Below are 14,719 nucleotides of genomic sequence, written 5' to 3' on the forward strand. Positions count from 1 at the left end.
ATTCAGAAACTTACAGCATATTATTCAGCATTATATGAATAATCAGGGTATACAATAATTATAAATGAAAAACCAAAAAGAGTAAATTACAAATCCTACATTGTAATTTACTCAATATTCATTTTAACTCAAAATTATATAAATAACCTCAATTAAAAAATAGCTTCTTCTGTTTCTACATCAAACATATGCATTTTATCGTTATCAAAACTAAAATTTATTTTCTTTCCAATTTCAACTTTAACACTTGGATCTACTCTTGCTATAAAATCACTACCATCGAATTCTAAATATAGGTATATTTCAGAACCTAGCATTTCAGTAACTGTAACTACTGCTTCTAATGTATTGCTATCTTTCTTCTCATTTACAAATATTGCTTCAGGTCTTACACCAAGAATTACTTTTTTATTAACATAATTTTTCTCTCTAAGAACCTTAGCCTTTTCATTAGAAATTTCTATTTTACCGTCTTGGAATTCAGAGAACAATTTGTCACTATATTCTTTTATTTCACAATCTACAAAATTCATTTGTGGAGAACCTATAAATGATGCAACGAACTTATTAGCTGGATGATTATATATAGTTTGCGGGTTATCTATCTGTTGAATAAATCCATCCTTCATAACAACAATTCTTGTTCCCATAGTCATAGCTTCAATTTGGTCATGTGTTACATATATAAAAGTAGTTTGTAGTTTTTGATGAAGTTTACTTATTTCCGTTCTCATTTGAACTCTAAGTTTAGCATCCAAATTAGAAAGCGGCTCATCCATCAAGAAAACTTTTGGCTCTCTTACAATAGCACGTCCTAAAGCAACCCTTTGTTTTTGACCCCCTGAAAGTTGCTTCGGTTTTCTATCTAATAAATCCTCTATACCTAATATATTAGCAGCATTATATACTTTGTCTTTAATCTCAACTTTTGTTTTTTTCCTCAATTTTAAACCAAAAGCCATATTTTCGTAAACCGTCATATGAGGATACAAAGCATAGTTTTGAAATACCATAGCAATATCTCTGTTTTTTGGAGATACATCATTTACAAGGTCTTCTCCAATGTATAACTCACCTGCTGAAATCTCTTCAAGTCCTGCAATCATTCTAAGAGTTGTTGATTTTCCGCATCCTGATGGACCAACCAATACAATAAACTCCTTATCAGCTATATCCATGGAAAAATTCTTAACTGCATGAAATCCATTAGGATAAATCTTCTCAATATTCATTAGTTTTAAGCCTGACACTATTCTTCACCCCTTAATTATCAATCTTAACTTAATTATATCTATTAGAAGTGAGAATGTATATTGACATATTTCACAAAATCAGATACTCTTTTTTATACAATATTATAAATATAATACTAACTATCTTGTAATTGTTAATAGGATTTATTTCAAAATATAGATTTTTACATCATAAGATTTTGTTTTCGCAATCATGTTAATAATTATTTCTTTTACATTATATTCTTCATACATTTTTTCTATTTTCTAAATTATGACTGTAACAGTTCGAAACTTCTGAAAATGCATCTTTTATTTTTCGACAAAAAAAGCTAGTTATAAAACTAGCTTTTTTCTGTACAAATACTTCCTTTACTATGTTACTTTAACTTGGCTATTATATCATCCATTTCATTGAATGCTTTTTCTATAGCTTCATTTCTACCAACATCCTGCATATCTACACCTTCTACTAAAATCTTTTCGAATTTATTAATTCCTAAGAATTTAAATATATCGTGCAAATAATTTAAACCATGATTAATTTTACCACCAAATAACTTAGGGTATACTCCTCCTGAAGATCGTATATATACCATATTTCTTTCTTTATCATTTAATAATCCTGTTACTTCTTCATCAGATATTTTTATAACTTTATTATTTAAAACTATACAATCTATGTACCTTTTAAGTCTTGCAGGAAACATAACACTCCACATTGGAGCAGCAATAACGTAAGTATCTGCACTTAAAAATTGATTACACAATTCACTTATTCTCTTAACATCCTTTTTCTCTTCTTCCGTCAATGATTCATAGTCTGGACCTGTAACGAGCTCTGCTCTACTTTTGTAATATTTGTAATTTCCCTCTGGTATGTCTTCATTATAAATATCAAGTTCTATTAATTCATAGTCATTATTTTCTTTTAAAAAACGATTAACAAATTCTCTAGCAACTGTTCTACTTGTAGATAGTTCTTCCGGTTTAGAGTTTGCAGGTATGTATAAAAGTTTTTTCAATATAAAACACCTCCACTTTTATTTATAATGTGAAGAAATGTTGTGTTTTATTCATTTGAAATTTGATACTTTTTAGTTAGTTATAACAAATATTATTGATTACACTCTACCATTTTTTATTGTTACAGATCTAATAATTATATGTAATAACATATTTAATAGTTGTGATAAAACAAACCTTTATTATGACTATTGCATAAATCTCAAGTTAAACTCATAAAATCTAATATCATAAGTATCTTTAAATTTACTAATATAATATAGAAAGGAGAAATACAATGAAATTCTTTAAAAGTATTAAAAAAACTTGTTTTATTCTTAGTTTAATGTTAATATTAAGTTCTTTTACCGGTTGTTTTGGTAATCTTGTTAATTCTGAGGAAGACGATAAGACTTTATTTGTTTCTGAATACCTTGAAGGTACTTATTATAATAAAGCTATCGAGCTTTACAATCCTACAAATCAAACTATAGATTTATCTGAATATGAAATAATCAAATATATTAATACAAATGAAAACAACTCTGTGACTTTAGAGTTAAGGGGACAATTAGATGCTAATGAAACTTTTGTTATTACTAATTATAATGCTGATAACGCTTTAAAGGAAAAAGGAGATATTAATAACAACAACACTGTTACTACTTTTAATGGTGATGATATGCTTGAACTTACTAAAAATGGAGTTGCTATAGATAGAGTCTGGTTTACAAGTAAAATCGATGGAGCTAATATAAAAGCTATTAGGAAATCAACTGTTACTAAAGGTAATACTTCTAAATCAACACCTTCTGATGATGAATGGGTATTTTCTAATGATATCTCTGATTTTTCAACTATTGGTGTATTCTCTGCTAATGAAAATCCACCTATAACAGATGTTCGAATTCATGATATTCAGGGTGCAAGTCATTTTTCTCCTATGAAAAATCAAATGGTAACTGATATTGAGGGTATTGTTACTGCTACTTTGTACAAATATAAAAAGAATTCAAGCGGTGAATATTATAGAGTATTTGATGGTTTTGTTATTCAGGAAAAAGATGAATTTGTTGATGATGACTATAAGACTTCCGAAGCTTTATTGATTTTACCTTTAAAAACTCCAAGTTCAAAATATGAATATGCTAAACCTAGCTTTTTAGACGTTGGTGATCTAGTAAAAGTTTCAGGTGAAGTTATTGAATCCGGCTATCCAGGCGAATTAAAACAAACAGCTATTAAAGTGCAGTACCCTGACAATGATATAACTGAAATTTCATCTAATAACCCTCTTCCTTCACCTGTAATTATAGGAACAGATCAAGGTGAAAGGATGCCTTCTACTTCTGTTGTTTATGACGAAGATGAATCAGTTGCTTTTAATGATGATGCTTTTGACCCTGAAAATGACGCTATGGATTTTTATGAATCACTTGAAAATATGATTATTCAAATCAACAATCCCCATATAGTTGGTGTTAAAGAAAAATATGGTGAGATATATGTTTTAGCTGATAATGGTGAAGTTTCAAGCAATAAGCTTAATTCTTATGGCGGTATTAAAATAACTGAAAATAATAAAAATCCTGAATTATTGATTATAGGTGAAAATGCTTATAATATAACTGAACCTAAAGGTGATAATACAAGTACGGGTTTTATTGATAAAACCTTTATACCTAAGACAGGCGACAAATTTGATGCTCCTATAAAGGCAATTGTAAATTATTCTTTTGGAAATTATAAAATGTACAATATTCACAAGCTTCCGAATTTAATTGACGGTGGTTTGACAAAGCCTGTTACAAGTATAATACCTGATTCTAATAAGTTAACTATAGCTACTTTTAATATAGAAAACTTCCACAAAGGTGTTGGAGTAGAAAAGATAGAAAGAATTGCTAGTGCCATATTATATAATTTAAAGTCACCTGATATTATTGCATTAGTTGAAGTACAAGACAATAATGGTGCTGTTAATGATGGTACTACTGATGCAAGCGAGTCTTATAATGTATTAATTAATAAAATCAAAGAAATATCAGCCAGTGATGGTATACAGATAACTTACGAGTATACTGACATTGCACCTGAAAATAGTAAAGATGGCGGACAGCCAGGAGGCAACATACGTGTGGGTTATCTTTATAAGAATAATAGAGTTACCTTAGTTGGTAATGGTGCAAATAAAGGCTTGTTTAATGATAAGGGTATATATCAAAACGGACATTTAAATAAAAATCCTGTTAGAATAGATCCTCAAAATCCATCATTTGAAAACACCAGAAAATCTCTTGCTGCTGAATTTTATTTTAACGGACATCAAGTAATAGTTATTAACAACCATTTCTCATCCAAAGGCGGAAGCGTTGGTTTATTTACTGTTTACAGTGATGAGGAAAGAAAAATAAAAGACAATACTCCTAAACGTGTTAATCAGGCACAAGTCATTCATGATTTTGCTGAGTCGATTATTTCTTCAAATAGTGAGGCTACCGTAGTAGTTATAGGAGATATGAATGACTATGAATACAGTGATCCTATAAATACTCTTAAAGGAAATAATCTACTATATAACCTATATGATAAACTCCCTGAAAATGAGAGATTTTCATATATTTACACAGGTAATTCACAAGTTCTAGATAACGTACTTATTAACAGCTCTATGGAGAATAATACAGTTATTGATCCTGTTAATATAAACTCTATGCTTGTTGATGAAGCAGGTAGATGCTCAGATCATGATCCTGTTTTGATACAAATTAGTTACTAATATTAAAAAATGGGTTGTCTTTAAGAATAGAGACAACCCTATTTTTTATCATCCAACTTTAACATTTTCCCTATATTTACTTTTAATATATTGATATGTAATAAATATAATTACATTAATAAGCAATACGACTAGATTATTAATCACTTTACCACTCATAGCAAAAACTTCTAGGCATGAGTTAATAAATGAATGGCAGAATATACACATAAATATGCTTTTTGTTCCTGAATAAACCACCGATAATAAAAATGAAAGTCCTAGAGCATTAATAAAGAAACATAATAAATTCATATCACTTGATTGATTAGTTCCTACAATATAAAACAACGGGATATGCCATAATGCCCAAATAATTCCTACATATAGAGTGCTTATAAATGGTGAATACCTTTTTTCCAAACACGGCTGAAGAAAACCTCTCCATCCAATCTCTTCTAATCCTCCACCTATAATCATAATAGGTAAAGTAACAATAGCTACATAAAAAGGTTGTTTTGGTACAATTGTTTGTATTACGCTGTTGATTAATACAACCACAATAATAAACACATACCAGAATATATGATGTTTAGGATTAATTATGTTTTTTAGGAATGCCTTATATCCTTCTTTACTACTACTTCGTTTTTTTAGCCATATTTCACAAATGGCAGGAGCATTACCCCCTAAAACAAAAATTGTCATTAATAATGGTGTTTCAAATTTCATTATCTTAAGTTGAGTCAAGATAACTACTAAACCCCATAATGTCCAAGAAGTCAAAAATGTTAATCCAATAAATTTTCTTATTTCATTTCTCATATTTACCTCCAATTACCATTTATCTTTGCTTATATAATCACTAATAAAGTTAAAAGCACCTGTCTCAACACCAAGCATTGCTTCAATAATTATTTGGAATGCCTTAATCATTTTTTCATACTCTTCATAAGACATATGTATCAATGTATCGGTAAATAATAGAGTACTCAATATTACAGATATTTTAGAGAACTGCTCTGGATACTTACAAATAAATAATCCTTCATTAATTCCCTGCTCTATAATATCTACAAAAAGTGGAGTTATAATCTCTAGCTTTTTTTTCAATAAATGCGTGATTAATGTTGGATTTTCTTTTTCCTCTACAAGTGTTTTTATATCACCCACCATAGGTTGTGACGATGAATCAAACCCTATTATAATTTTTAATTTATCTACTGCTGATAATTTCTCATCATCTATAATCGATTTTACTCTGCTTTTTTCAGATATGAGAAGACTAGTAATAGCACTGTCCAATATTTCTTCTTTTGAAGCAAAATGATGATATAAACCTCCTCTTGAAATATTTATAGCTTTCATGATGTCATTAGTTGTAGTCTTCTCATAGCCTTTAGTTATAAATAGTTTTAGTGCTGTTTCTAAAATCTCTTGTTTTCGAATAGCTACATCTTTTTTATTTCTATTCATAATTTATCATCCTTTCAATAAACAGACCGACTATCTGTTTGTATTGTATTCTATAATTTCTTTTATGTCAAGAATAAAAGTTTATAAAAAAACGACCAATATATTTGATCGTTTTCACTATTATTTATTATAAAACTATTTCAAAATAAGGCTCATTTTGTTTTGTTAACTCGCACCATTGAGTATGTGTATATTTAAATCCTACTTTTTCTAGTACTTTCTTTGAAACTATATGCCTTGGATCAATTGAAGCTGTGATTCTTTTTATTCCTAGTTTAGGTGCATACTCAATACATGCTCTTGCTGCTTCCGTTGCATACCCTTTGCCCCAATACTTCTTAGTATAATGATAAATCAGCTCTCCTTCGGACTCCTGTTTAGTAGGGTTAAAACCACAAGCTCCTATAACCTTACTAGTGTCTTCTTTCAAAACAACTGCATACACCGAAAAACCTTTTTCTTCTTGTATCCTTTGATAAGTTTGTATATACTTTGCTTCATTTTCTCTAGTACCAGCCCCCATACAGTATTTCATTACTTCTTCATTACCCCAAAATTCCATAACATCATCTAAATCATTTGCTTCTAAAAGTCTAAAATATAACCTCTCGCTTTCAAATTTCACTGACATTAATTTACCCCCTAAGATTATTTCTTTGGTATGAATATTATATAAATATTACAAATAATTGTAAACAAAGTTTGTGTTTTATTCCTATGAAATGTTTTCCACAACACTTATATAGGTAAATACAAAATATATTAAGGAAACTTAATCTTTTAAAAGCTGTTATAAACAACAAAGGGACAAAATCAAAATAAATTCTGAATTTGTCCCTTTAAATGGCTGTTTTTACTTTTCTAATTCAATATCTTCAAACACTTTTAACTTCTCATTTAACATTATACTCTGTTTATTTGACGCTTTACTAAACTTAGTTAAACAAGGTTTTGTCTTCTTTGCATCTCTCATAGAAGCCATACCTCCGATACAACCACCTTCACACATCATACCTTCTATAAAATTACCTGGTAGCTTTCCTATCTTAGCTAATGTCATACATTTTCTAATGTTTTGTGCTCCACTAATCTTAATTGGTTTAAATTCGATATTTACTCCTTTTTCGTTTATAACGTTTTGTATAGCTTCTGTTAAACCACCACTTTGTGCAAAATTTCTCCCTAATGATGAAGCATCATCAACTTCTGTTTCTTCACATTTTTCTACATCTATATCATAAGCAGCCATCAAAGCTGTTAACTCTTCAAAGGTTAGTACATAATCTATATCTCTTTGTTTTTGCTCCTTCATTTCATCTTTCTTAGCTGTACATGGTCCAATGAATACTACTACAGCATCTTCATGTTCTTTTTTAATAAGCCTTCCTGCTGCAATCATAGGAGATACTGTACTTGAGATTTTATCGACTTCTGTTGGAAATTTATCTTTTATATATGCTACAAATGCAGGACAACAAGAACTAGTCATATATAAATCTCCCTTTTCCATTCTCTCTATAAGCTCCATTGTTTCATGTATGGTTACTGCATCTGCTCCTAGTGCTGCTTCTATTACATCTTCGAATCCAACTTTTTTTAGTGCTGTTTTAACTTGTCCAATAGTTACATCATTACCATATTGTCCAATAATAGCAGGAGCAATTACTGCATAAACTTTTTTCTTTGCTTTTAATTTATTTACAACTGACACTATATAACTTTTATCTGATATAGCTCCAAATGGACATCCATCCATACAAGCACCGCAGCTAATACATTTATCATTGTTAATTGCTGCTCTTCTATCTTGAGCATCTACCTCTATAGCATCTACAGGACATACTTTTTTACAAGGTCTCATTACTTCTGAAATTGCATTAAATGGGCATACTTCTTTACATCTTCCACATTCTATACATAAATCTTGATTTATATATGCTCGTCCATTTAATCTAGTTATTGCATTTACCGGACATACTTCCATACATTTGTGCTGAATACAACCTCTACATGCTTCTGTTATTGTAAATTTGTTAATAGGACATCTATCACAAGCTGCCTCAATGATATACATGATTTCGCCATCGCAGTCCGGTTTAACAAGACCTTCGGCACTGTCACCATTTGGTATGAATCCTGAAGCTAATTTTGCTCTTTCTTTTAATATAGCTCTTTCATGATAAACACAACATCTGTATAATGGCTTTCTTCCTGGGACTATTTCGTGAGCTAATCTAATAAATTCATCAGTACTTAGTCTATCATCCTTAGCTAAAATAGCAACTTTTTTTAATACTTGAAATTTCAATTTCTCTATCTCTGATTCAAAATTATACATCATACATTACCTCCAATCTTATGCAAAATATTATAACCATGATTATTCCTATAGCTTTTAGGATTATACCACAGAATAACTAAATATTTTAGTTCACTATTATAGCATTAATTTTATTATAAATAGTTTAGTTTTTAACAATTATATTCTATTTAGCTTTTTATTTATAGTAATTAGTTTTGTATACTTTGCAATTTATTTATGCTCTATTATAACAGAAAAACAGAATAAAATCTTCATTTTTATATATTTTATCGTTGATTTTGTTAAAATTATATCATTAATTTTATGCATTAATACCATATATAAGCAATTATGGTATTTTGAATCAGCGAGAAGGAATAATATGTATAATTTAATAAAACACAAGCTAGTATTTACATTTTTGAATTTTTATACAACTCATAAAAATGATGTGTCGGTCCTACTCCTTTGCCTATTGTAAATGAATGTTTTATAGCCATAGTTACATACTCTTTTGATGCCTTAACTGCTTCATATAGCGATTTACCCTTTGCTAAGTTTGCTGCAATTGCTGATGATAATGTACAGCCTGTACCATGTGTATTCGGTGTATTAATAATTTCTTGTTTAAATATATGAAATTCACTTCCATCATAAAGTACATCCCAAGCTTTATCTTCTAAGTGACCTCCCTTTACTAAAACAGCTGATACGCCCATTTTGTTTAAATCTTCACATGCTTTTTTCATTTTATCAATTGTTTTAATGTCATATCCTAATATTTCTTCTACTTCAGGTAAGTTTGGTGTTATCAATGTGGCTAATGGAAAAAGATTGTTAACTAATGTATCTTTTGCATCTTTTGATAATAGATTGTAACCACTTTTTGAAACCATAACAGGATCTAATACTATATGAGGCAATTTATCTTTATATTTGTTAAGTGACTTTGCTATTGTTAATATTGATTCAATTTGAGATACCATGCCTATTTTTACTGCATCTACTTTTATATCATCAAATATTGCTTCTATTTGCCTTGCTATTGTTTCAGGCTCTAAATCCTGAACATAAAGTACTCCTTGAGTATTTTGAGCTGTAACTGCTGTTATTACACTCATTGCGTAAACGCCATTAGCACTAAATGCTTTTATATCCGCTTGAATTCCAGCTCCACCACAGCTATCAGAACCAGCTATTGTTAATGCTTTCTTCATTTTGAGTCCTCCTTTAATCTAGATTATTCTCATAACTTTGATTTTCTATGATTAATCTGGTTTTATAATATTATTATAAACTACTGCTTTTATCATTGGAATACTTAATAATCCTACTGCAATTATTGTACCCGCTAATGAACTTGATAAAAATGGAACTACAAAATAGAATAACGAAAGCTTCTTACCTAAAAATAACATTGCTACTGGATAAGCAATTATACCTCCTAATATTCCTGTACCAAATAATTCGCCGATACCACCTAATAAAATATTTTTCGTTTTTTTGTACAATATTCCTGCTAATAAAGCTCCTATCATGCTTCCTGGAAAAGCTAAAATTGTACCTATGCCCAGCATATTCCTAAGTAATGATATTACAAAAGCTACTAACACTGCATAAAAAGGTCCTAATGTTACTGCTGAGACAATATTAATGAAGTGCTGCATAGGATAAAGTTTTGATACTCCTAAAGGTATGTAGATAATTGTTCCTAAAATAGTACCAATTGCTATAAGTAATGCTCCAAATGTTAATTTTTTTGTATTCATTTTTCTCCTCCTTTATTTTAACAACAAAAAAACAGTCCGTAAGGACTGCTATATACAAAATAAAGCTTATATATTCCCTACGCTGGCATTATCCAGATCAGGTTAATGGGTCAAAGAATATAGTTCTTCCTCTCAGCCAGCACATACCAGCTCCCCTATACTTATTAAATTCTATATCAAGATTAACATACTTTTATATCTTTTTCAACCACATATTTATATTAGGTATACTAAATCACATAAACAAAACCAAAAGTATCACACTCTGTGGTTAATAATCCATTTAGCTATATCTTTGTAAATTACTTTGGCTTTTGCTATATATAACCCTAAACTAATTAATTCCTTTTGTGATAAAAACACAACGAAATCTATCACTTCTTTTTGGCTAATACTCTATTTTGTTTCTTCATATATCTTCATCATAATTCCAGCAAATTTTTCTTCTTCAGCTAAATGTGGTTCATGTGCTGAATTTTCAAACCAGTAAAAATTCTTTTTTGGTGCTTTTATAATATTATAGTATTCTTCAACTAATGCAGATGGCGTGTTATAATCATATCTTCCTGCACAAAAATAAACAGGTACATCAAATTCTTTATACTTTTCTCTGAAATCAGCTTTTTCACGATTAACAAATAATGTTTCTATTGAAAATAGATTTCCTCTAATAAATCTAACGCCATCAAACCATGAATATTCAGGTGAAAGTAATACTCCTTTTATTATTTCATGAACAGTTTTTACTTCTAATTCATATCCACCATATTTTTTTAACCACTCTCGCTGAACAAATGTATCCTTTTTACTATTTTTATATGGCGGTTTACCTATCTCTTTTAATTCTTTTAGAGCTTTTTGATTATTTTCTTTAGTAGCTTTTTCTAATACATAATCATATGATAATTTTTCTCCTTCAATATCATCTACAACTTGCCCTATACCTATATATGCAATAATTTTTTCAGGTGCATTTTGGATTGTTTCTATTCCTAATACTGTACCCCAAGAATGTCCAACTATATAAATTTTCTCTTTGTTAAATCTGTCACATAAATAATCTATTAATTCTATTGTATCTTGTTCTAGTTGTTCTTGATTCATAGAATTCTCATCTATATTTGCCCTATATGATTTTCCCGAACCCCTTTGATCCCAATTAACTACTACAAAATTCTGTTCCAGCTGACTTTGAAATCTTCTGGCATAGCTTATAAATGGGTATCCGGGTCCTCCATGAAGAAATAGAATTATTGGATTATCTTCATTTACTCCCCTCATCATTATACATTGGTCAACACCACCAATTTTGACTTTAGTTAACTCTGCAATACTGTTATTTACTACTTTAAAATTATCATCTCTTATCTTAAATGTAAAAGTAGGAAAAAAAACTAAAATTAAAAATAGTATAACAAAAATTATAATTTTCTTCTTGTGTTTTAATATCATAACATAATTACCTTTCTATTTTCTAACCATAAAAAATAACTTTTAGCTGTACGTGCCTATATTAGTCAATCATCATAAGTATATTTTATTATACCTAAACTTCTAAATGTTAAATCGCATACTCTATTTTTCTTAGTCCACTTTTCTTCTAGCATCAATCCACTATAACTACCCCAAACTGTAAAACGTTTATGTTTTAACTGAGTAATAAATAATCCATCTGTTTTATTAATATAATCAACTAATTCATCAACATAGTCTTTTAAGATATTATTTATACTCAAAACACCTAGCTTCCCAAAGAGTTCAAAGGTTGTAAAAAATTCATACCATTCATTATCAGTAAAATTTTTAAATTTCTTTTTAAAATCAAATTTTAAGATTTTTGCTGGAGCTATTCTCTGACCTTTGTAGTTAATATATATATCTGGAATGGGACTAAAAGCAATTAACTTTTGAATAGCCTTATTAATAATTGCAATATTATTATCTGTCCTCCATGAATAAGTATAAGCTAGTAATCTCAATTGGTATATATCTGGTAATGCTTTGTTTTTGACATAATAATTTATGTTAGATTTAATGTAAAATATATCGTTAATGTCATCTAGGTCTGCAAGTTTTTTCATATTAAAAATTGCTCTATTAATTTCTCTAGTTATAAATTCTTTATTTTCAATACCAAAATATGCAAATAGTAAAGCTCTTTCATAGTCATCACCATATAATCCATACTCTGGAGCATATATATCCCATGATGTCCATGATCTATTAAAGTTATCCCTTAATAATGACTTCAAGCCCTTATTAATGAAATTATCACTAGCATCAAATCCCATTTCTGCTAGCATTCTTAATGCTGTTTCCATAGCTTTAGAACTTGCAATACGCTTATTTTCTGGTAACCATCCGCCATGGAAACTTGTTCCAAAATATCCATCACTATTTTGCCAACTTAATGCGGTTTTAACTTTCTTATCCTTTATAATTTCCTCTTTATACTTTCTTACATTTACTGGTCTATATAGTATATCTCTATTTAATCTTAATAATATTGCACTACACGCATTGTCATTAAGATATTTAATTGAGTTACTATAATTCTTATATAACATAAAACCCCCAATATCCCAGACTTAATAATTTACAATTCGTTCTTTTTATCTATCATATTTAATTCTTTTTTTGTCAAACCAAAATAAATGTTATCGTAGTATTCTCCGTTTGTATATATCATATTTCTAATTCTACCTTCTTCTTTAAAACCAAATTTCTTGTGGAATCTAATAGAATTATTATTAAATGAATATACAAATATCGTAACTTTTTGATATCGTAGCTCTCTAAAATAAAATCTTAACACTATTTTTATTGCATCTAAAGCATAACCTTTTCCCCAGTATTCCTTTTTTAAAGCAATTCCATATGAAAATGTTCCGTTCCGACTATTACATAAGTAAGTATTTATATCTCCAACAGCATTTCCTTTGCTATCTTCAATAATCCATTGATATTCATCATTTTCAGGTGTTCTATTCGCCATTTTTTCAATTCTTTCTTTCATTTTATCTTTAGACATTGGAAAACGAATAATATCACCCATGCGTTGAAGATCTGTATCCAGTTCTTCTTCAACATTAAAATAACCCTCTATGTCGTTAATCTCTATAGGTCTTAGCTTGACTTTTTCTCCTTTCCATATACTTCGCAAACTTATTCCCCCTTTGAAATTTAGCATTACTACTTTTTAATTTCACTTGTTAAATGGTTTTATTTATGTGCAGGTTTGCGTCCCGTTATTATTATCATTGGTGATATTTTGAAATCCCATTTGTATTTACCATTGTCTACCATGCATAATCGATTTTCAAACCTACTATTAACTAAATCTAACAATTCTACCTTTTCATCGTATGCTAACACGTCAGGCTTTATATTGAAACATCTATTTATATATTCTATAATAGAGTATCTTTCTGACTCAATTATCTGCTTCTTTAATTTATTTGAATTACGATAATCATCAACACATGTTACGTATGAAATTACATCTATTTGGATTTCTCTAAACCCGATTTCTTCAAATGTTCTCATAATGTTCTGAGGATTATCAAAATAAAATCCTACATTCATTTCTTCATTGTATTTTTCTGTAATATTATTAATCTTTGTAAGTAAATCAATTTCTCTATGAGACTGGTCATTACTCTTATTTTCCAGCGATAACTCAGGTCTAACATTCATAATTGATACATAGCCGTTAGGTTTACATACTCTAAATTGTTCTTGTAAAAATTCTCGGTTATTTACATGTTCAATTACCGTATGTGAAGTACAAATATCAAAGCTATTATCTGCATATGGTAATGATAAAGCATCACAAATATCATATTTAACATTACTTAAGTTCGTTAATTTAGCTTGCTCTATGCAATAGTTAACAAAGTTCCTATCCATATCTAATCCAGTAATAATTGCATTCTTAAATTTCTTTGAAAGTTTTCTGGTCAATGTACCCGCACCACAGCCAACTTCCAATACATTCATGCCATCATTTAAATGAATACACTCTACAATTTCATTTATGTTTTTACCTGTAAAGCGCAATTCTCTGCTAGAATCTAAGGTTTTAATACTTTGTACTCTTTCAGACCAATTTGTAATTTTCATTATTTTCTCCTTTCATAACAAGCATTATTTAACAACATATAGAAAAACTTTTTCA

13 protein-coding genes and 1 riboswitch are annotated in these 14,719 nt (G+C 29.1%); of the genes, 1 reads left to right on the top strand and 12 read right to left on the bottom strand.

The genetic code is table 11. From position 1 onward, the window contains the following. Positions 1–152 precede the first annotated feature (152 nt). Together AYC61_RS05750 and AYC61_RS05755 are read right to left on the bottom strand one after the other, a co-directional pair. On the bottom strand, positions 153–1,250 hold the full coding sequence (locus AYC61_RS05750; protein ID WP_066498087.1) for an ABC transporter ATP-binding protein: 1,098 nt from the start codon (positions 1,248–1,250) through the stop codon (positions 153–155). 362 nt (positions 1,251–1,612) lie between these two features. Then, a complete protein-coding gene (locus AYC61_RS05755) occupies positions 1,613–2,257 on the bottom strand; it encodes an FMN-dependent NADH-azoreductase (protein ID WP_066498092.1) in 645 nt (214 codons plus the stop codon). Positions 2,258–2,535: 278 nt separating this feature from the next. Between AYC61_RS05755 and AYC61_RS05760 the strand changes: the two genes are divergently transcribed. Next, a complete protein-coding gene (locus AYC61_RS05760) occupies positions 2,536–5,016 on the top strand; it encodes an endonuclease/exonuclease/phosphatase family protein (RefSeq protein ID WP_066498093.1) in 2,481 nt (826 codons plus the stop codon). 48 nt (positions 5,017–5,064) lie between these two features. On the opposite strand, the gene AYC61_RS05765 is transcribed toward AYC61_RS05760, so the two are convergent. The 10 genes from AYC61_RS05765 to AYC61_RS05810 all read right to left on the bottom strand — a co-directional run bounded on the left by AYC61_RS05765 (position 5,065) and on the right by AYC61_RS05810 (position 14,664). Next, on the bottom strand, positions 5,065–5,820 hold the full coding sequence (locus tag AYC61_RS05765) for a CPBP family intramembrane glutamic endopeptidase (RefSeq protein ID WP_066498095.1): 756 nt from the start codon (positions 5,818–5,820) through the stop codon (positions 5,065–5,067). Between the two features lie 12 nt (positions 5,821–5,832). Further along, positions 5,833–6,471 carry a TetR/AcrR family transcriptional regulator gene (locus AYC61_RS05770; RefSeq protein WP_066498097.1) on the bottom strand — a complete coding sequence of 213 codons (639 nt, stop codon included), beginning with the start codon at positions 6,469–6,471 and terminating at the stop codon, positions 5,833–5,835. A gap of 127 nt (positions 6,472–6,598) precedes the next feature. After that, positions 6,599–7,102 (bottom strand): GNAT family N-acetyltransferase, encoded by a 504-nt coding sequence (locus tag AYC61_RS05775; protein WP_066498099.1) that lies wholly within the window; start codon positions 7,100–7,102, stop codon positions 6,599–6,601. A 222-nt stretch (positions 7,103–7,324) separates the two neighbouring features. Then, complete coding sequence (locus AYC61_RS05780) at positions 7,325–8,809, bottom strand: 4Fe-4S dicluster domain-containing protein (protein WP_066498293.1); 1,485 nt, start codon at positions 8,807–8,809, stop codon at positions 7,325–7,327. Positions 8,810–9,186: 377 nt separating this feature from the next. Continuing rightward, entirely contained in the window at positions 9,187–9,990 is an 804-nt protein-coding gene (thiD, locus tag AYC61_RS05785) for a bifunctional hydroxymethylpyrimidine kinase/phosphomethylpyrimidine kinase (protein WP_066498101.1), read from the bottom strand. Between the two features lie 51 nt (positions 9,991–10,041). Further along, positions 10,042–10,542: an energy coupling factor transporter S component ThiW gene (gene thiW, locus AYC61_RS05790; RefSeq protein ID WP_066498107.1), complete on the bottom strand. Its 501-nt coding sequence runs from the start codon at positions 10,540–10,542 to the stop codon at positions 10,042–10,044. Positions 10,543–10,599: 57 nt separating this feature from the next. Next, a riboswitch (TPP riboswitch) is annotated at positions 10,600–10,709 on the bottom strand. Positions 10,710–10,938: 229 nt separating this feature from the next. Continuing rightward, positions 10,939–11,994, bottom strand: a complete 1,056-nt coding sequence (locus AYC61_RS05795; protein WP_066498109.1) for an alpha/beta fold hydrolase — start codon at positions 11,992–11,994, stop codon at positions 10,939–10,941. Positions 11,995–12,059: 65 nt separating this feature from the next. Continuing rightward, positions 12,060–13,109 (bottom strand): hypothetical protein, encoded by a 1,050-nt coding sequence (locus tag AYC61_RS05800; protein ID WP_066498110.1) that lies wholly within the window; start codon positions 13,107–13,109, stop codon positions 12,060–12,062. Between the two features lie 29 nt (positions 13,110–13,138). After that, positions 13,139–13,705 carry a GNAT family N-acetyltransferase gene (locus AYC61_RS05805; RefSeq protein ID WP_066498112.1) on the bottom strand — a complete coding sequence of 189 codons (567 nt, stop codon included), beginning with the start codon at positions 13,703–13,705 and terminating at the stop codon, positions 13,139–13,141. Between the two features lie 59 nt (positions 13,706–13,764). Further along, complete coding sequence (locus tag AYC61_RS05810; protein ID WP_066498114.1) at positions 13,765–14,664, bottom strand: class I SAM-dependent methyltransferase; 900 nt, start codon at positions 14,662–14,664, stop codon at positions 13,765–13,767. Between the last annotated feature and the right edge of the window lie 55 nt (positions 14,665–14,719).

This window comes from Abyssisolibacter fermentans (assembly GCF_001559865.1).
GTDB classification, from domain to species: Bacteria; Bacillota; Clostridia; order Tissierellales; family MCWD3; genus Abyssisolibacter; species Abyssisolibacter fermentans.